20 protein-coding genes are annotated in these 19,123 nt (G+C 40.2%); 4 read left to right on the top strand and 16 right to left on the bottom strand.

The features are described 5' to 3' along the window. Nucleotides 1-13: 13 nt before the first annotated feature. The gene (locus ACEN9X_RS25670) at nt 14-277 is read left to right on the top strand and encodes a hypothetical protein (protein WP_413667842.1); all 264 of its coding nucleotides are present in this window, start codon (nt 14-16) and stop codon (nt 275-277) included. Nucleotides 278-314: 37 nt separating this feature from the next. Here ACEN9X_RS25670 and ACEN9X_RS25665 read toward each other — a convergent pair whose 3' ends face one another. From ACEN9X_RS25665 to kaiC, 6 genes are all read right to left on the bottom strand, one after another. Beyond that, nucleotides 315-2,282, bottom strand: coding sequence for a PAS domain S-box protein (locus tag ACEN9X_RS25665; protein ID WP_413667841.1), 1,968 nt, complete (start codon nt 2,280-2,282; stop codon nt 315-317). 151 nt (nt 2,283-2,433) lie between these two features. Further along, on the bottom strand, nt 2,434-3,210 hold the full coding sequence (locus ACEN9X_RS25660) for an enoyl-CoA hydratase/isomerase family protein (RefSeq protein WP_413667840.1): 777 nt from the start codon (nt 3,208-3,210) through the stop codon (nt 2,434-2,436). An 84-nt stretch (nt 3,211-3,294) separates the two neighbouring features. After that, the gene (locus tag ACEN9X_RS25655) at nt 3,295-4,962 is read right to left on the bottom strand and encodes an ATP-binding protein (protein WP_413667839.1); all 1,668 of its coding nucleotides are present in this window, start codon (nt 4,960-4,962) and stop codon (nt 3,295-3,297) included. Between the two features lie 2 nt (nt 4,963-4,964). Further along, complete coding sequence (locus ACEN9X_RS25650) at nt 4,965-5,300, bottom strand: circadian clock KaiB family protein (protein ID WP_413667838.1); 336 nt, start codon at nt 5,298-5,300, stop codon at nt 4,965-4,967. Next, the gene (locus ACEN9X_RS25645) at nt 5,301-5,600 is read right to left on the bottom strand and encodes a circadian clock KaiB family protein (protein WP_413667837.1); all 300 of its coding nucleotides are present in this window, start codon (nt 5,598-5,600) and stop codon (nt 5,301-5,303) included. Next, entirely contained in the window at nt 5,600-7,348 is a 1,749-nt protein-coding gene (gene kaiC, locus ACEN9X_RS25640; RefSeq protein ID WP_413667836.1) for a circadian clock protein KaiC, read from the bottom strand. The genes ACEN9X_RS25645 and kaiC overlap by 1 nt, the downstream gene beginning before the upstream one ends. A 745-nt stretch (nt 7,349-8,093) precedes the next feature. Between kaiC and ACEN9X_RS25635 the strand changes: the two genes are divergently transcribed. Together ACEN9X_RS25635 and ACEN9X_RS25630 are read left to right on the top strand one after the other, a co-directional pair. Beyond that, nucleotides 8,094-8,564, top strand: coding sequence for a ferritin-like domain-containing protein (locus tag ACEN9X_RS25635; protein ID WP_413667835.1), 471 nt, complete (start codon nt 8,094-8,096; stop codon nt 8,562-8,564). 18 nt (nt 8,565-8,582) lie between these two features. After that, nucleotides 8,583-8,861: a hypothetical protein gene (locus tag ACEN9X_RS25630; protein WP_413667834.1), complete on the top strand. Its 279-nt coding sequence runs from the start codon at nt 8,583-8,585 to the stop codon at nt 8,859-8,861. A gap of 25 nt (nt 8,862-8,886) precedes the next feature. Here the strand turns inward: ACEN9X_RS25630 and ACEN9X_RS25625 are convergent, their stop codons facing one another. From ACEN9X_RS25625 to ACEN9X_RS25590, 8 genes are all read right to left on the bottom strand, one after another. Beyond that, nucleotides 8,887-9,276, bottom strand: coding sequence for a hypothetical protein (locus ACEN9X_RS25625; RefSeq protein WP_413667833.1), 390 nt, complete (start codon nt 9,274-9,276; stop codon nt 8,887-8,889). A 74-nt stretch (nt 9,277-9,350) separates the two neighbouring features. Further along, on the bottom strand, nt 9,351-9,689 hold the full coding sequence (locus ACEN9X_RS25620) for a hypothetical protein (RefSeq protein WP_413671158.1): 339 nt from the start codon (nt 9,687-9,689) through the stop codon (nt 9,351-9,353). 467 nt (nt 9,690-10,156) lie between these two features. After that, a complete protein-coding gene (locus ACEN9X_RS25615; RefSeq protein ID WP_413667832.1) occupies nt 10,157-10,789 on the bottom strand; it encodes an HAD family hydrolase in 633 nt (210 codons plus the stop codon). Nucleotides 10,790-11,048: 259 nt separating this feature from the next. Further along, nucleotides 11,049-11,708: an MBL fold metallo-hydrolase gene (locus ACEN9X_RS25610; protein WP_413667831.1), complete on the bottom strand. Its 660-nt coding sequence runs from the start codon at nt 11,706-11,708 to the stop codon at nt 11,049-11,051. 127 nt (nt 11,709-11,835) lie between these two features. Then, nucleotides 11,836-13,176: a PhoH family protein gene (locus tag ACEN9X_RS25605; RefSeq protein ID WP_413667830.1), complete on the bottom strand. Its 1,341-nt coding sequence runs from the start codon at nt 13,174-13,176 to the stop codon at nt 11,836-11,838. Between the two features lie 652 nt (nt 13,177-13,828). Further along, nucleotides 13,829-14,587, bottom strand: coding sequence for a TIGR03915 family putative DNA repair protein (locus ACEN9X_RS25600; RefSeq protein WP_413667829.1), 759 nt, complete (start codon nt 14,585-14,587; stop codon nt 13,829-13,831). Between the two features lies 1 nt (nt 14,588). Next, nucleotides 14,589-15,845, bottom strand: a complete 1,257-nt coding sequence (locus ACEN9X_RS25595) for a putative DNA modification/repair radical SAM protein (protein ID WP_413667828.1) — start codon at nt 15,843-15,845, stop codon at nt 14,589-14,591. A 152-nt stretch (nt 15,846-15,997) separates the two neighbouring features. After that, on the bottom strand, nt 15,998-16,438 hold the full coding sequence (locus ACEN9X_RS25590; RefSeq protein ID WP_413667827.1) for an Hsp20/alpha crystallin family protein: 441 nt from the start codon (nt 16,436-16,438) through the stop codon (nt 15,998-16,000). Between the two features lie 136 nt (nt 16,439-16,574). Here ACEN9X_RS25590 and ACEN9X_RS25585 point away from each other — a divergent pair, with 136 nt between their 5' ends. After that, on the top strand, nt 16,575-17,021 hold the full coding sequence (locus tag ACEN9X_RS25585) for an acyl-CoA thioesterase (RefSeq protein ID WP_413667826.1): 447 nt from the start codon (nt 16,575-16,577) through the stop codon (nt 17,019-17,021). Between the two features lie 126 nt (nt 17,022-17,147). On the opposite strand, the gene ACEN9X_RS25580 is transcribed toward ACEN9X_RS25585, so the two are convergent. After that, the gene (locus ACEN9X_RS25580) at nt 17,148-18,545 is read right to left on the bottom strand and encodes an FAD-binding oxidoreductase (RefSeq protein WP_413667825.1); all 1,398 of its coding nucleotides are present in this window, start codon (nt 18,543-18,545) and stop codon (nt 17,148-17,150) included. 2 nt (nt 18,546-18,547) lie between these two features. Next, nucleotides 18,548-18,907 (bottom strand): dihydroneopterin aldolase, encoded by a 360-nt coding sequence (gene folB / locus ACEN9X_RS25575; RefSeq protein WP_413667824.1) that lies wholly within the window; start codon nt 18,905-18,907, stop codon nt 18,548-18,550. Nucleotides 18,908-19,123: the final 216 nt, after the last annotated feature.

Raw genomic sequence — 19,123 nt, 5'->3', positions numbered from 1 at the left:
AAAATTTACAACCATGAAATTGATCCGGTTTTCAATAATAGCTTTCGTGATGGTGTTTTCATTTCAGTTTGCGAAAGCACAAAGTATAAGTATAAATGCGCATTTTGGCCGCCCATATCACCGGGTTGTTTATACAAGGGGATATTATGGAAGACCTGTTTATTATGGGCCTGACGTTTATTACGGGCGTCCCCGTTATTACGCTACCGGGTATTACGATGCGCCTGTATATTATCATCGGTATTACCGCGCCCCACGTTACTGCAGGCACTGGTAAAACGGTAAGAAGCCCCGGGATTGCCGGGGCTTCTTATTTAATCATGACTGGCAGCATCACGGGCCATTTCAACAATTACGGCATCGAGGCGTCCTAGTTCTGTAATCATATGATCCAATGTCTCGGTATCTGCAGGATTATCCTTTAATAATTCGGCAAGGCCTTTTAGATTAGCCACCGGACTCCGCATATAGTGCGATTGTTTCCAGGCCATATTTTTTATCCGACTGATGTGGTTATGGATTCGTTCGTAAGCTATTTTAAGATTATTTTCAATATTCTTTCTTTCGGTAATATCATAAAGAGCCATCATCAATCCTAATATATTTTCCTGGCTATCCCTGATTGGGAAAAGGCGCACATAAAACCAGCATTTTGAACCATCGGTCTGAAGATAATCTACTTCATAACTCACATTCTGGCCATTCAAAACCTGTTGATTAAATTCAATAAATTGCGGAAAGCGTTCGGGTGGAAAGAAATCAGCAAGTTTATCGCCATTTTGCGGATCATGATTAAACTGGCTCCTCACAAATCCTACAGCTTTATGATTAAATGCCAAAACTTTAAGATCTTTATCAAACAGGGCATAAGCTGTATCGGTTGTATTTAAAATGGATTGCAGGTTTGCCTCTGATTTTTGAAGTAACTCTTCCGACCGCAATTTTTCAGTAATATCATTGGCAATTGAAAGCCTCACCAAACGCCCCTCATACACAATATCCTGGCCAAAAATCTGTACATTGATCATCGAGCCATCTTTTTTGCGATGAAGGGTAGTTATAGTATTGCCCCATTTAGGCGCTTTCTCGGCATACCCCCTATACATTGCATCCCATTCTTCAGGAGGCCTTACGTCTTTAATGGTCATGCTTAAAAACTCGTCGGCGGTATAACCATAATGTTTTGTAGCTGCGTGATTTACGGCAATGATAGACAGATCGCTTTTTGCTATCATCCACATAGGCAGTGGATTGCTATCAAAAAGGAGTTTATATTTTTGTTCGGATAGCCGCAACTCTTCCTCAATCTTTTTCCGTTCGGTTACGTCTATCATTGAGCCAATGATGGCCGGCTCGTCGTTAATTTGCGTTGCTGTACCATAAAACTCCACCCAGTTAGTTGAGCCATCTTTGCAGCGGCCCATAACCTCATAATTTACGCTTTCAACTTCTCCCGAAAGCTTCGCCCTAACATGTTCGAGCGTAAGTGCCTTATATTGTTCGCTGATAATAACATCAACCGATGAAACGCCGATCAGTTCATTAGGTTCATAACCAAAAACGTGGGCAAACCGGGGGTTAACATATATAAATGTGCCCTTTTGGACAATATAAACGCCAACCATCGACTTTTCGGCCAATGTGCGGAATTTAAGCTCAGCTTCCCTGAGCCCGGCCTGCATAACTTTACGATTGGTAATGTCACGCGCTATAACAAGTACACTGTCTTTAGTAAACTTTTTTACGTTAATTTCCACATCAAATACCTGCCCGTTTTTCTTTACAAAACGGCGTTCTTTCATTACCGCAGTATGTAAATCATCCGGGCCAAGCACCACCGGCTCGCTTTTCAGATTTTCAGGATCAATAATTTGCTCAACTTTAAGCTGAAGCAATTCTTCACGGTTATAGCCGGTCATTCTACACATGCTTGCATTCACTTCGGTAAAACGCCCTTCAAAGTCAATTACATATATAGCATCAGAAGCATGCTCAATCAATGAGCGGTATTTTTCTTCGCTAACTTCAAGTTTAACAACCGTATCTAAAAGTGCAGATGCATGCTGCTGCATCTGTTCCGCAAGCGCATTATTGAGGTCGATGATCTTACTTTCACTTTTAAGCCTCTTATTTTCAATATAATTAAGCAGTATGAGGGCAGTACCGGTTATAACGATACATACCAATACATTTGTTAGCCAGCCGGTAAAAAGCGAACTAAAAACAAGCATGATAAGCAGGCTTATTATAACAATAAACTTGTTTTTTTGAGGATAGTTCATTCAAGTAAGATGATAGACAATAATGTCCGTGTAAAACGACTATCTAATTGGTTAATAAAATGACTTAGGTGTACAATATTAAGTTACAAAATTCCACCAAAAACGGGAAGTATCTGTTAAATTATATGAAAATATCAGTATTCTATTTCAATTATTTTGACTTATTCTTAAAAAAAGAGTGCAATGCCTGCTGTGTAAACGCTGATAAAACCAATTCCCCGCTTATAGTTGCACGCTGCTTAAGCAAATCGCCCCAATCGGCAGTACCCTCCCAAAGTATCTGCTTTAAACGGTTAAGTGCTTCAGGATTGTATGAAGCGAGTTTTTTTGCAAGTTCAGATACCGCAGCATCAAGAGATGCAAGATCTTCATAAACCTCGTTATACAAACCGTTTTGTTTTGCCCATTGGGCAGTTTGAAAATCGGTTGCTCTGACGGTAAGCTGTGAAAATGCTGATAACCCTATTTTACGCGTCACTGCCGGCGCTATTACAAACGGGCCAATACCAATAGTGAGTTCGCTTAATTTTATTGCAGCAGCGTCTGTTGCTAAACAATAATCGGCAGCGGCGGCAAGCCCAACCCCTCCTCCAACTGCTTTACCCTGTACCCTCGTAATAATTATTTTAGGGCATTGGCGGCATGCGCTGATCACATTGGCAAACCCTTCAAAAAATAATGCACCGGTTTCTTTATCCTTAATTTGTAACAGTTCATCAAAGCTTGCACCTGCACAAAACGTACGGTCACCCTCGCTCTTTAAAATAATAACTTTTGTATCCGGATCATTGCCGGCATTGAATATGGCATCGGCAAGCTGCTTTAATAATACAGAAGGCATTGAATTTTGTGCCGGATGATAAAAACTAATGGTAGTTACGCCATCGGGCTCGTTTGCGATAGATACATTTCCGTTTTCGGCAGACATATTTTATGTTTTATAGCAGGTTTTCCGGCCAATATCAGAAGTATTTAAGTCAACTGCAATTTTGAGCTCAAATAAGGTAAATACTTACTTTTCAAGCAAAGGCAGCTCAAAGTAAAAAGTAGCGCCTTTGCCAGGTTCACTTTCAACCCCTATATCACCTTTATGATTATTAATGATTTCGGCCGAAATATACAAGCCCATACCAAGGCCCCCTGCCATGAACTTTTTATCCTCAACCCGATAAAACCGTTCAAAAATATGCTCGATTTGCCCTGCCGATAACCCTATGCCAAAATCCTTTACCGATACCCGCACCCTGCCGTTTACACTCTCGGTTGTAATGATGATCTTTTTATCATCGATTGAATATTTTACCGAGTTATTAATAAAATTCACGAGCACCTGCTCAAGTCGTCCGGCATTTCCTTCTACAAAGAAATCCATTTCTGATTTATTAATAAAATGAAATTCAGGATAAAGGTGAATAGCACTATCCAGCGTCAAAGCCACAAGGTCACGAAGGTTTACTTCGGCCATGGCGTATTCGAGCCTGCCGGCGTGTATTTTACTTACATCGAGCAGATCATTAACCAAACGCTGAAGCTTATTTAAAGCAATACCGGCCTTTTCGATATATTGTTTAACCATTGGAGGCACTTCTTCCTTTTTATAAACAGAAATAAGCTGTAAATATCCTTTTAAACTGGTTAATGGCGTTTTGAGTTCGTGACTGGCAACGCCAATAAATTCGTCTTTTAAGTCCAGCTGCTTTTTTTGCTCTTCAATATCAGTAGCGGTACCTACCCAAAACAGGATCTCTCCTGTATCATCTCTCAGCGGCACTGCCCGGTTAAGGTGCCAGCGATAAGTATTATCCCAGCGGAGATATCTGTTTTCCAATTCGAAAACATTTCCGTTTTTTAAAGACGCCAGGTAGGTATCCAATGTTTTTTGCAGATCATCGGGGTGCACAATTTGCTGCCAGCCCCATCCTGCTGTTTCTCCATACCGTCTTCCGGTATAGTCAAACCAGCGCTGGTTGTAAAAATTCACTTCTCCTCCGGGCAGGTTTGTCCATGTCATTTGAGGAATATTGTTTGCCAGCAGCTTAAAATGTTCGCGGCTGATAAGCAAGTCATTGGTACGCTCTCTTACGGTATCTTCGAGCTCGTTATTGAGCCCTTCTACTATATTCTGGGCCTCTTCTAACTGATCGTTTTTAATTTTCAGCTCCCACTCGGTTTCCTTTTGGCTGGTTAAATCTGTTAAGATCAGGCTTAATGCCGTTCCCTCATCAAGGTCAAGCGTAGTACATGACAGTAAACAGGGCGTTAGCTTGCCATCGGGACTTGACAATAAAACTTCGCCTTTACAATCGTTGTTCCAGCCGTCCTTTATTACTTCTTTATATCTTCCTGCAGACACTTCTGCAATGAAAACATCAAAGTAAATACCGATCACTTTTTCAAGCGGTTCGTTAACCATAGCGGCAAAGCGCGAATTACTATACAAGATAATTCCATCCCGGTTAAGCGTAACCGCACCTTCGTTCATTTTTTCAATAAAAACACGATAGGTTTGATCGGCCGTTTTCAGCGTATAAAGCTGGTGCCCTTCTTCACCTTTAACCACAAGGGCATCAATCCCGCCACTACGAATGGCGTCAATGGTATCATTTGCTTCCTCCAACTTAAAACGAAGCTCATCGTTTTCGGCCAGTAATTGCTCATATGTATATTTAAACGATTCCATGATCAACTTTCTGAATGGATACCAAGTCCCTTTAAAACTTTTGAAGTATTTGACATATCTCCTATAAGCTTTCGTTCGGTACCAGGAGATTTTTTGATTAATAATGGCAGTGCTACGATCTGTTCGGCTTCTGCTATTAGCGGCTGCTGATAAACATCTATAATCTCCAGCTCATAATTAGCTTTGATGTGCTGTTCACAAATATTCTTAAGATTGGCGATGGCCCGGACAGAATTGGGTGATGCTCCAATCACAAATAAGCGTAAACGAAAAAATTGGTCTTCTGCATCATTTGAATTGTCGTCGGCATCTAAAGGTAACTGGTTTCGCGCTGTCATCTAAATATTGTTTACAGGCCTGATATTCAATCCAACCAAAACTTTTTCCTCGTTACTTAAATCGCCTATTATTTTGCGAATAGGTTCAGGTACTTTCCTAACCAGCGTGGGCACAGCAAAAATCTGGTCGCCTTCAGCCAGTTGCGGCTGTTGCAATAAGTCAATTACTTCAATAACATACTGACCTTTTAAATGTTCTTCACAATATTTTTTAAGATTGGTAAGCGCGGTAACTGACTTTGACGTTTTACCTGCCACATACAATCTCAACTCATACTTTATAACTTCTTCCAGTTCCATTACTTTTTGCTTTTTGATTTACTTTTAGGAGTACTAACATTTCCACGGCGAATATTGGTCATTTCCTGCCGGTTCTTTTCAATGATCTCCTGTTTCAGCTCTTCTTCAAGGTACATTTTGTTCAGTTCTTCCTCGGCCGATTCAAATTCGGCCTGCAGGCTTGCAATCTTTGATTCAAGCATCATACGCTTTCGCAGGATCTCTTTATCCTTACGGGACACAGCAAAGTCCCTGAGCGCCACGCCTGTTTTTTCCTTTAACTTTTGTGCCTCACGGGCCGACCCTGTAAGTACGCCTTCCGGGCCGAGATAAACGTCTACCAGCCTTAACCCATCGTCGGTAATAATAAACTCGCGTACCTGGTTCGAGTGGCTCATTCCGCGCGATTTCATGATATATAAACCTCGGTTACGTTCACCGTTTGATTCGATATCCCTTACGAGCAACCATGCATCAACTAATGATGACACGCCTTCATCTGTTTGCTCACTCACTACAGTATTCAAACTCAGCGCGGTAAACATAACCGTAATCTGCTCGTTCTGTAAAAAATCAATCAGCCTGATCAGCATTGATTTTACCTCGTTTACAGATCCTACATTAATAAGGTTTGTAATTGGGTCAAGGATCACAGCAACGGGCTTAAACCTTTTGATAATCTTATAAATAGCAACCAGGTGCATTTCGAGCCCATAAAGTGTAGGGCGCGAGGCATGAAATTCAAGCAAACCATTGTCAACATGTTTTTGCAGATCAATATTGATTGACTTCATGTTGCGAAGGATCTGTTTAGGTGACTCTTCAAATGCGAAATAAAGGCACTTTTTTTTAGTTTTGCAAACTTCATTTGCAAAACTTGACGCAATGCTTGTTTTACCGGTACCTGCTGTTCCTGAAACCAGGATACTGCTCCCCTGAAAGAAGCCTTTGCCCCCAAACATCACGTCGAGCGATGGAATACCCGATGAAATTCGTTGCGACGACACTTCTTTTTCGAGCCCTAACGATGTTATAGGAAGTACTGAAATACCCTCTTCATCAATTAAAAATGGGTATTCGTTAGTACCATGCTGCGAGCCCCGGTATTTTATCACCCGTAAACGACGAGTTGAAATCTGATTAATAACCCTGTGATCAAGCAGTATCACGCAATCCGAAACATACTCTTCAAGCCCCTGCCGCGTTAATGATTCTCCTTCTCCCTTCTCGCCGGTTATAATGGCGGTTACCCCTTTCCCTTTTAAAAAACTAAAAAGCCTTCTTAATTCGGCGCGCAGTATAAGCTGATTTGATAAACCCGAAAACAGGTTCTCCAGGGTATCTAAAACAACCCTTTTTGCACCAATGCTGTCTATAGCATAACCTAAGCGAATAAACAAACCTTCCAGATCATATTCGCCGGTTTCTTCAATCTCGCTCCTGTCAATATGTACATGATCCAGTCTTAATTTTTTTTCATCCTGAAGCTTACGTAAATCAAAACCCAGCGATGCTACGTTCGCAGCAAGCTCATCTGCCTTTTCCTCAAATGCCATAAATACGCCCGGTTCATCAAATTCGGTAACGCCTCTTACTATAAATTCAAGCGATATCAGCGTTTTACCACATCCGGCCTCACCGCAAATTAACGTAGACCGGCCTTTAGGTAAGCCGCCGCCCGTTATCTCGTCCAAACCGGTAATACCTGTTGGAGTTTTGGGCAACTCCTTAAATATTGTATACTTCTCTTTTTTATGCAATTTGGTCATATAGATACTATTTATTAAATCACCCGTATACCACAACCATCAAGCATACAGGAATTTGTTTTATTGGTATGGTAATAAAAATACTTATAAAATTGTTTTAATGCATTTGATCTTATAACAATAAAAAATTTTACCGGGTGGGCGAAATAAGCAGCATACTTTCCCCGGTTTGGGGTTAGGATTATACATCTCTTCAGAAATTATTAGGAGCGAAGACAGCAGGATGCGGGTAAACAGCGTTGAACGTAAAGGGCCTGCTTTTTGCATTGCATTACCTGTAGCTGATACTCATAGTTAATTTCTTTTTAGACCATTTACATTTAGGTTAGTTAATCATAAATAATTTCGGAGGATTGAGCCAAACCCTTTGACATGGATAAGTTATTAAAAAAATGGCCCGTTTTATTCAAAAAACCATTATTGCTTAATAATAAACAACATCAATCAACTAAATAACCATTACCCCCTCTCCGGGCAGAACCTTGATAGCGGCCGTCTCACCAGGCCGCAGGTTCTTCCCGCTGTTTAGGTATATTAAAACCAATATGGAAATGACATATTAAATTGCTGTTACCCCCTCCTCGGGATGAGCCCTGGCGGTGACCGTTTTATCCGGTTGCCGATTCATCCCGTTGTATGTGGTGACATGCAGTTCAAATAATTGTTTCACTTGTCATTACATAACTAAAATATAAAAACATTAACCTGTAAGACATGTTATTTATTTAAACAAAACAACAAAGCCATGGGAGTTTTACAGCATGTACAACATCAGATCTCAGCATTAAATGATCTGATCAAAATAAATAACGACAGAGTAGCCGGATATCAAAAAGCTATTGAAGCAACCGATGAAGCCGGGTTGAATTTACTTTTTAATGAATATATTGATCAAAGCAAAAACTACGTTAATGAAATACGGGATTACATCCATCTATTAGGTGGAGATCCCACAGAAGGCACTTCTCTTTCAGGCAAATTTTATCATGCCTGGATGGATGTAAAATCAGTTTTTGTTAGTAAAGACAACCACTCTATACTTTCGGATTGCGAATATGGCGAGGACATAGCAAAAAAAGCATACCGCGCTGCGCTTGACGATAAGGAGCTGATATGGGAAGATGACCAGGTAGTGGTCTTACTTAATAACCATTTAGAGGGTTTAAAAAAAGCGCATGGCGCCGTCAAATCCCTGAGGGATACGGTTAATGCATGATCAAATTTTTATAAGCAAATGAGCAATTCAAATCAAACATTTTTTTCAACATGCCGTGTGCCAGACCAATACAATAAGGTTATTTGCACGCAGGATAAAGTAGTTTACACACTTTCGCAATTAAAACATGCCACAGTTGCCGATATCGCTTTGAAGCTAAGGGAATACGAACCTGCTGTAAATACTTTTACACACGAAAAAAACACGATTGAAGTGCTTAATTATCTTTTTGACCGGGGATTGGTAAAGATCACCAAACAAAACGGCAAATTAAGCTACAACCTGGTTAGTGCCTAAGCAGGCTGTAGCTTAATATATTTTATTACATACCCGGCGCAAGCGGTTTGGCCGAGACTACGCTATCAACCACAAAAACACTTACGCCCCGCCACGGTAATGTATGCAGATATTCTTTATAATGAAGCTCCAAAAATGAACCTGCATTGCTGCTCAGTTGCTTCGCTACTTTTTCGTCGGTTACAGAAAACATAAATTCATTTGAGCCAATTGTGCCCCCGGCTGCCTGGGTGCGGATGCCACTTTGAATTAGTCTGCCTTCATAAGTTTTAAATACATAGCCTTTCTTCACAAAATAATTCATAGTTCCTGCCTTGGTTCCCTCGCCAAAAACAAAGTAATAGCGATAGTAAAAAAAGCCTACTATAATTAGCAGCAATATGAGGGTGATAATAACCTTGGTTTTTCTTTTCATCGGAGATTTATTTGCTAACTAAGCTACAAAAACTTAGCAGGTAAGCAAATATTTATATCATGACCATCACCTGTTTAGTTTGCCGGCTTTTCCCCTTCTTTAATTTTCGTGAGGTTTACTTTTCTAAAAGACTCTACTAAAAAGTTAACCAAGCCGGTTAAATTAAAAGGAGGATCATTAGTAGTTAGCGTAAGTTTATCTTTATTGTTTTCAAAGTCAATATCCAGGTAATAGTTAGGTGCATCTGTAACCTGGCTACCTTGCTTCCAATCGTACATCTTTTTTAATTCGCTGCGTTTTAACCAAAAGTTCAGGCTATCAAGCTGCAGACCGGTAAGTTTTCCTGCATAATCACCTTTATAGGGGTCTGCGTATTCGCCGCCTTTTAAACGATAAGTACCATCAGCCCAAATGTTGATCAGTAATTGCGGACAATTGCCGTAACAGGTTGAGGACAGGAAACGCAGTTTAGAAAACTTGACGCCATTATCAAAACTTGCCTTATAATTTTTAAACTGCAACGGAGGGCGACCAGCTAATTTTATACCATTTTCATTAACCGCCTTAATGGTTAATTTTTTGCCATCGAAATAGTTGATAATGAACTTAGAAACATCAATATGCTGTTGTTTAAAATTGTCTGCACTGGAGCTATAGCTATCCACTATTTTGAGCGTATCATGCTCTATTTTGTATTTGTTTTCGTGTTTCTTGTACCCGTCGAAATTGAAATAAACCTTGCCGCCGTTAAAATAAAGGTAACCAAGGTCTTCAGTAATCCATTGTTCCGACTCAACGGTTGCATGCTGGCCCGACGCCGCACCACACAGAGTAATTAAAAATAAAACAAGCAGTAATACGCTTTTCATGTAAACTTAACTTACAAACTCAAATAATATTGGGTAAGGGATTCAAAATCGTCGAACTTTACATCATAATCATCGGTGTTACCAAAACCATAGCTAACAAAAACAAACGGTATACCTGCAATACGTGTTTGCTCGGCATCACCATTGGTATCGCCTATGTAAACCGGGTTTTGCAAATTATGCTTATCCATGAGCAAATGCATATTATGATTTTTAGGCATTTGATTGGTACCATAAGCAAAACTATCCGTAATAACTTCATTAATGCCTGCCCATTCTAAAAACAGCGGTATAATACCCACAGCGCAATTACTTAAAACAAAAAGCTTGTATTTGCTTGCCAATTGTTTTAAACCCTCTGTAACCCCATTATACATCATACCACCGCTGGTGGGTAATATTTCACGCCTTATTTGATTTACTGCGTTGTATATTTCCATCCCTTTTTCCTCATCAAATTCGGGCAGCAGAACACGGGTGAGCTTTTTTCCATCCATGCCTATTACATGCAGTAGTTCGTCCCGTTTAATAGTTCTTTGAATATCAAGCTTTTGAAATATAAGGTTCCATGATTCGGCGTAGGTGTCAACGGCATCCCAAAGGGTTCCGTCCATATCAAAAATGAGGCTGTCGGGTTTCTGCATTAGCTAAAATTATGTTTTTCGCTAAGATGAAGATTTAACCGCAATTAATGTTCATGTTTTCTTCATTATTAATCCTCACCTTAGCAGTGTGATAAGGTTAACGCGGGTCGGCTTAGCAGGAGGCTGAGCCCGCAAAGAACCCCCGCCTCTCGGCGGGGGTTTCTTTTTTTAAAGCTATATTTCTATAGCCCCAGCACTGAAGTTTGGAGTGGTCATTCTTTCGAAGCATTTCTGCTTAAAGCTTAAGACTTCTGACTGACTAAAGACTTATCCCATCCCCCACTTTATAAATTTCATGAAACTTGATACCTTGCCTATCAAAATGCTTTTTGTAAGCGCCGTACCGTTGAAGAATTAAAAACTCTTTAGCATATCCGTCATGCACAGGCAGAATTTGTTTAGGGTGTAATTCGTCGGCAAAGGCTGCAATTGTTGGTTCGTTGGCAAATGGTGCCATAGAAACCATGATCAACAATTCAATACCTTTAAAATTCAACAATTTATCTTCCATGGAGTCTACCGGATGCAAAACTTTGTTATTGATCAGGAAGCCCGTCATTTGAGGCAAGGGATTATCTAAAATTAGCTCATGCCTAACAGGGAACGCTTGAAGTTTAAAGGGTCCTGCTTTGTGGGTTCCTTCTTCAAGCAAAGTATATTTCAAATCGATTTTCTCCAGTTCCTTACCTACCTGTGTATTGGTGATCACCTCCGCTCCGCTTAATTCAACAATACTTTTTAAGACATCAATATCAAAATGATCGGGATGGATATGCGTAATTACAATACTTTTTACATCAGTAAACATTTGCGGGGTAACCAGGCCTTCGATAAAAGAGAACTTGCCCGGATCAAACAATAGTTGATAATTATCCAATTCAAAAAGCAGGCACGAATGCAGGTATTTTGATATTTTCATAAGTAGAGGTTTATTTCCTAAAGATACATAGGAAAAACTTATGAAGTTTTAAAAAATTGATTGCCTGAAGGATTAATGACAAAAGTGTAAGATTTACGAAGTTTTAAAAACTCCGTAAATCAAGAACCTACAATAACTCTGTAGCCAAATTAGCCAATTCGCTTCTTTCCCCTTTTTGCAGAGTGATATGCGCATAAAGTGGATGCCCTTTGGCTTTATCAATAAGATAAGACAGTCCGTTACTTTCGGCATCGAGATATGGCGTATCTATCTGGTAAATATCTCCCGTAAATACAAATTTGCTATTTTCACCGGCACGGGAAATAATGGTTTTTACCTCGTGCGGGGTTAGATTTTGTGCTTCGTCAACAATAAAGAAAATTTTACTGAGCGTACGTCCGCGTATAAATGCCAGCGGTGCGATCGAGATTTTATCGTTGTTAACCAGCTCATCAATTTTGGCCTGCATCTTTTCATCATCGGCAAACTGATCTTTAATAAATTTCAGATTATCCCATATCGGGGCCATGTAGGGATCAATCTTTGATTTGATATCGCCGGGCAAAAAGCCGATATCTTTATTACTTAAAGGCACTATGGGGCGGGTAACAAAAATCTGGCGGTAATATTTACGCTGCTCAAGGGCGCTGGCTAAAGCTAATAGCGTTTTACCCGTGCCGGCGTTTCCTTGTATTGTTACCAATTTAATATCCGGGTGCAGTAATGCGTGAATAGCAAAAGATTGCTCGATATTACGGGGATGGATATTTAAAACAGGCTGCTCGGTAACTTTTTCAAGCTGTTTGGTTTGCGAATTATAAAAACCTACAGTATCAACTTTTTTCCCTTTTAATACATAAAAGTGATTATTGGTGTACGAACCTATCTTTAAATTTTCGGCGGGTACATTTTCATTTTTATTCAGGGTAGTGATCAGCTTTTCTGTTACCTTATCTACGTCGGTTTTACCGGTATAAAGCTCGTCCAGGTTTTTGATCTTGCCTGTTTCATAATCTTCGGCATGCAGGTTAAGTGCTTTGGCCTTGAGGCGAAGGCAAATATCTTTTGATACCAACACTACTTTTTTTCCGGGGTTTTCTTCCTGCAAGCCGAGTGCCGCGTTCAGGATTCGGTGATCTGTTTTGTCGGAACCAAAAATCTCCTCGGCATCCTGGCCGGTAGTTTTGGTGTCCATAGCTACTTTAAAGCTACCTTTAGTTTTTCCGTTAAGCGGGATCCACTCATTGATCAGTCCGTTGTGCGACAGGTCGTCCATGAGCCGGATAAAACTCCGAGCTTCGAAGTTTCGGGTATCGTTACCGTTTTTCTTGTTATCGAGCTCTTCCAATACCTGGATCGGTATGGCCACATCATGCTCCTGAAAGTTTTGAAATGCGTTGTGATCATACAAGATCACAGAAGTATCTAAAACAAATATTTTCTTCTGGTTACGCTGGCCATCCTTCATATCCGCCTAAAATAACGATTTTAAGGTTTGAAGAAAAATTTCTCCCAAAACAAAAAACCTGCAAAAGCGAAAACGGGAGTCATCTCTTGCGATTTGAACTCCCGTTTCCAAACTGTTGCTTAACCGTAGTTGCCCAACAGCATCAAGTTTTGTGTATCTCTTACCGACATGATCTTCATCCGTTGCTCTCACGAGCGGTCGATTATTCTCAATGTCACCGGTTTCTGTTGTTTCCCTCCGTAGAGTTCTTCTCCTTAATTCCGGCACCTCATTTAATCACCTTCTTTTTTCAAAAGACTTTCGCCTTCTTCATTTTTTCTTGTGACTCAGGACTTCCCTTGATCTTTAGTTCCCCCGAAGGTTCACCCGATTCAATTTCTGTTTTCCTGAAAGGCTGTCAAAGTACGTCGTTCTTGATGATTTCAATATCGGGACATTCGCCGGATTGCGCAAATATTTTTATTTGTTTTTATTAACAGGTTATCAACTTTAAAAAGCAGGTTATCCACAATAAACAAATCACCCATTTTAAGTATAAACACTGGCAATCAGGCAAATAAACGCCAAGGTTATTAACATCGTCCTTTTTCAACAAAGGTCACCAAAAGCAACATACAAGCTAAATGAGAAAACGCGCAAAACCGGCAAAACGCTAAATTTTCTCTGTTAAATGCCGCCAATAACGCTTTGGAATATGCCGCACATGAAGCCTTGTATTTTTGCGCGAAGCAATGTTTACACTGCTAAAATAATTCTTCCAAAGGCTTTGGTAGGCACCTTCATCTTCGCTATACGCAGCGATAATATTAACAGGCTTATTCAATTCATCAAAATCCATTTCGATGAATTGCGTATCATGGAGATCATAGTATAGTCCGTAATTTCTTTTGATATCATAGATCATCCATTTTTGATCGGCATACCTGCTTTTAAAATGTTTGATCAGCAATGGCAATACGTTAAAGTCGGGCTCAATAGCCGCATAAAAAGTTCCGTCATTCAATTTCTTAAACCGAACGAACGCTTCCATTCTATGCTTTTCGCGCCGCATCATTTTCAAAATCTCCGACAGGCGCATCACATACCTGTTGCCATAATCTTCTTCAATGTTTTGATCATTATCAAAAACATGACGGATAAAGCCGAGCACATTGCAGTCTTCACCTGCTATTTCGGCCATGTGACTTATATAAAGGCGCTGTACCCCGGCTGCCGAAAGTTTTTTACGCAATCCCCTTAATACCCGGCTGGCCCGGGCTTCATCAGTAACAACAGGTATTACCTCTTCAAATAAAGCGCTGTTGCGCCACTCTCCTTTTAACAATTTTACAGGATATAGTTTACGCTCATAAATCTCAAACACAGCGGTAAGTAACCCATCAAACGTTCCGTCGTAAACCAGCGTGTTCATATCAAAACAGGTTAAGTTGGATTTGTGTATTTTTATTGTATTTGCTCTGCGATTGGGCCATGATAAACTGCTTAATATTTTGCCCGGTTAAGTCGCGCCTTTCAAATTCATTACTATTACAGGTAATAAAATATCGCGCACGATTAACAGCCACTCCTATTTTTTTTAGCTGCTCCCAGCCCAGCTTGGCAAATTTGCGTGCTGCCATTATTTTTTGTGCCGATAGTAAGCCTATACCAGGCACCCGAAGAATCAGCTGCAGATCGGCTTTATTAATATCGATAGGAAAGACCTGCATGTTTCGGATGGCCCAGCTTAACTTTGGATCAATATCCAGATCAAGCAAGGGATTTTGATTATTCACGATCTCGTTTACATGAAATCCATAAAAACGCATAAGCCAATCGGCCTGGTAAAGACGGTTTTCACGCACAAGCGGCACAGCTGTATTCAAGGCAGGGAGTCGTTGGTCGGCCAACACAGGCACATAACCCGAATAATATACCCGCTTTAAATTGAAATTTTTATAAAAATAATTGGCCGATTGCAGTACCTGCTGATCATTTTCAGGCGTAGCACCAACAATTACTTGTGTACTTTGCCCGGCTGGTGCAAACATGGGTGCTTTTTTGAAAAGTTTTTTCTCCTCAGTATTCTGAATGATCTCCTTTTTTAGAAACTGCATCGGATCAATCATATCCTGCCGGTTTTTATCGGGCGCCAGCAGCTTTAGCCCTGCCTCGGTGGGCATTTCTAAATTAACACTGAGCCTGTCGGCATATAAACCTGCTTCCCTCATTAACTCCTCGCTTGCACCGGGGATAGACTTTAAATGAATATACCCATTAAAATTATGTTCGGTACGCAGCTTTTTAGCAACCCGAACCAATCGCTCCATAGTATAATCAGCATCTTTGAAAATACCCGAGCTTAAAAACAAACCTTCGATATAGTTACGGCGATAAAAATTAATGGTAAGATCAACCACTTCCTGCACCGTAAATGCCGCACGTTTGATATCATTGTTTTTACGGGATACGCAATAGGCGCAATCAAAAATACAGTGATTGGTAAGGAGGATTTTTAGCAAGGAAACACATCGCCCGTCTTCGGTATAGCTATGGCAAATACCATTACTGGCATTCCCTAAACCTTTATCCTTATTTTTCCTGTCACTGCCGCTCGATGCGCATGACACGTCATATTTAGCCGCGTCGGCCAAAATATTGAGCTTTTCCGTTATCCTGTCCACATTCATATCAAATCAAAAATACTAATATTTTTAGTATTAATTAAAATGCAAACAGATTTATTTTACAACCACAGCTTGGTCTAGTACATAAAAAAAGACCGCCTCATTACAGGGCGGCCTTCAAACCAAACTAACTACTTTATGAAAACAGTCTTTAATTATTTTACAGCTATTTCTCTTGTTTGAAATTTAGCTTCTTCTTTTTTTGCTATAGTAAGTTTCAAAATACCATCAGCATAATCAGCATCAATTTTTGATTGATCGGCGCTTTCAGGTAAAGTGAACGACCTAACGAATGAATTGTAGCTATATTCACGTTTGCTGAATTTTTTTCCTTCTTCAACATTTTCAGCTTTCTTTTCGGCAGCTACACTTAACACGTTTTTATCAAGGTTGATCTTGAAATCTTCTTTCTTTAAACCAGGGACAGCCAGTTCAACATAAAATTCGTTTTCGGTTTCTGCAATGTTTACGGCAGGCACACGGGCAATTAATTTATCGCTTAAAAACGAATCATTGATCAATGAATCAAACACATCGCTAAAGAATGGGTTAGCTGAAGTATTTTTAAGGCCGTTGTTAAATTTTACTAATGTCATTTTTATATCCTCCTAAAGTTTTGTTTTTTGTTAACTTCGTAACCTATTGATCAACTGCTGTACCAACAGCAAAAACGCCTAAAACAAGCGACAAAAAGTCATCAATAAATATTTTAGGCAGACAAAATGACTGAAAATGGCTGAAAAACTTGCTGATTACAAATATAAAACCCCTATCCCTATCCGTTTTTCGGATATAGATTCATTCGGACACGTAAACAACGCTGTATATTTAACTTATTTTGAGATAGCCAGGATCGGCTACTGGAAAGAAATCATCAACTGGGACTGGAGCAATACAGGCATTATTTTAGGCCGCTCGGAGATCAACTACCTGAAACCCATTACTGTTCAGGATAATATTGCCTGTTATGTACGCACCATTCGTATAGGCAATAGCAGCTTTGATATGATGCACGTATTGGTGAAAATTACGCCCAACGGCGAGGAGATTGTAACAACCGGCAAAACGGTTTGTATCAGCTACGATTATTCGACCAATAAATCAGTACCTATCCCATCATCCGAGAGACATAGAATGATCAACTATGATGAACCAAGGCTGATTTTGAATACCAATTAGTTTTGGATGTGCAGATACGCAATTAATGTGCAAATTTTAAATGTGCAGATATGCAGATGAAATCTCATTATTCTTACGCATCTAATTTCCGAACATCTGCACATCTATAATCTGCACATCTGAAATCTAAAATATCTTCCCCGGATTTAAAATCCCTTTGGGGTCAAACACCTGTTTTATCCCTTTCCAAAGTGCAAAATGCATGTCTGAATATTTTATCGGCATAAAATCTTTTTGCACCAGACCTATGCCATGCTCGCCCGATAAAGTACCACCGAGGGATACAGTCAACTCAAATATTTCCTTGATGCCGAATTTCAGTTTATTGTTCCAATCCTCATCACTCATATTGGCTTTAATGATATTTACGTGAAGGTTTCCATCGCCGGCATGCCCGTAACAAACCGATTCAAAACCGTACTTGGCTCCCGTTTCTTTTATTCCTTTAATCAGTTGAGGCAAAGCAGCACGGGGCACAACAGTATCTTCTTCCTTATAAACCGAGTTTGATTTTACCGATACGGCCATGGTGCGCCTTAAACGCCAAAGCTCTTCTCTTTGTGCAGCAGAATCGGCAAATAATACATCACGACAATCAAATTCTTCAAGTACTGCGTTTATCTTTTCGCAATCAGTAAAAATTACATCCTGGTTTGTGCCATCAACCTCAATTAACAAAAATGCCCCGATGCCATCCTGCAAATCAAAGGCGATGTTATCGTGTTCTTTAACCCACTCCACCCCTTTTCGCTCCATAAACTCCAGTGCCGACGGGATAATTCCGGCCCTGAATATTGCTGAAACCGCTGCACAAGCAGCTTCGTTTGTTGGAAACGAGGCCAGCATTAAGGCATTCAGCGTTGGGGCCGGGATAAGCTTCACTACTATTTTAGTAACAATGCCCAGGGTACCCTCAGAGCCTATCATTAACTGGGTTAAATTATAGCCCGATGCGTATTTAAGGGTATTAGCTCCCGTCCAGATAATTTCGCCCGAGGTTAAAACTACCTGCAGGTTTAACACATACTCGCGTATGGTACCATATTTAACAACCCGGGGGCCACCCGAACCATGCGATACGTTCCCTCCTATAAAGCAACTCCCTTTGCTGGCCGGATCAATAGGATATAGCAAACCTTTTTCAGCCACCGCATTCATAAACTCTTCGGTTATCACGCCTGGCTCAACGGTAGCTTGCAGGTTTTGTTCATCTATTTCAAGTACTTTATTGAAACGCTCCATCGCAATCAGCAATCCCCCTCTAACCGGCAATGCCCCTCCGCTTAAACCGGTACCGGCACCTCGCGGCGTTACGGGTATTAAGTTCTGGTTACAAATCTTCAATAGTGCCGAAACCTCTTCAGGCGTTTGTGGTCTTGCCACAACTTCCGGATAGTAAATTAGGTCTTCAGTTTCGTCATGACTATATTTTTCAAGACTTTCATGACTGGTTAAAACGTTGCTTTCACCAACAACTGCTCTAATGGCTTCTAATATTTGAGCTGATATTTTATTGAATTCCATGATCAGGATTTCTTATAATTTATAATAACAGCCGAATGGGCCACTTTGCCGCTTAATGGTGGGGTAAGCTTTTTTATGACAACTTCGATGCTCTCCACAAACGGATATTTTTTCTTTATGCGATCAATAATTGCCTGTCCAACGGTTTCTATTAGTTTACGTGGTTGCTTCATCTCTTCGCATACTATAATATACACACGTTCATAATCAACTGTTTTACTAAGGTTATCTTCCAGCAGATCGCCTGGTGGCACAAAGCCTACATTCACATCAACTAAAAAGCGGCAACCTATTTTTTGTTCTTCAGGATAAAATCCGTGGTACGCGAAAAATTCCGCGCCTTGTAAGGCTATATTGATCATGTTCAAAAGTAATAAAAGCCATATCTAAATCTCACCACGAACCAAAAGACTTTTTAAATTTCTTCCAATCATCCAGATTTTCAACTTATAAAAATATTTTCCAGTCAAAAACATGCTTTAAACCGTTTAAACCTACTTTTTGCAATAAAGTGGCCCCACATATCAAAAAACAGCGTTTTGAGCTTGCTTTTACCGGCTTTAAATGCTTTATATTTG

The sequence above is a fragment of the Mucilaginibacter sp. Mucisp86 genome (assembly GCF_047324315.1).
Classification (GTDB): domain Bacteria; phylum Bacteroidota; class Bacteroidia; order Sphingobacteriales; family Sphingobacteriaceae; genus Mucilaginibacter.
The sequence above is the reverse complement of the archived record's forward strand: the minus strand, read 5'-3'. Positions and strand labels throughout refer to the sequence as shown.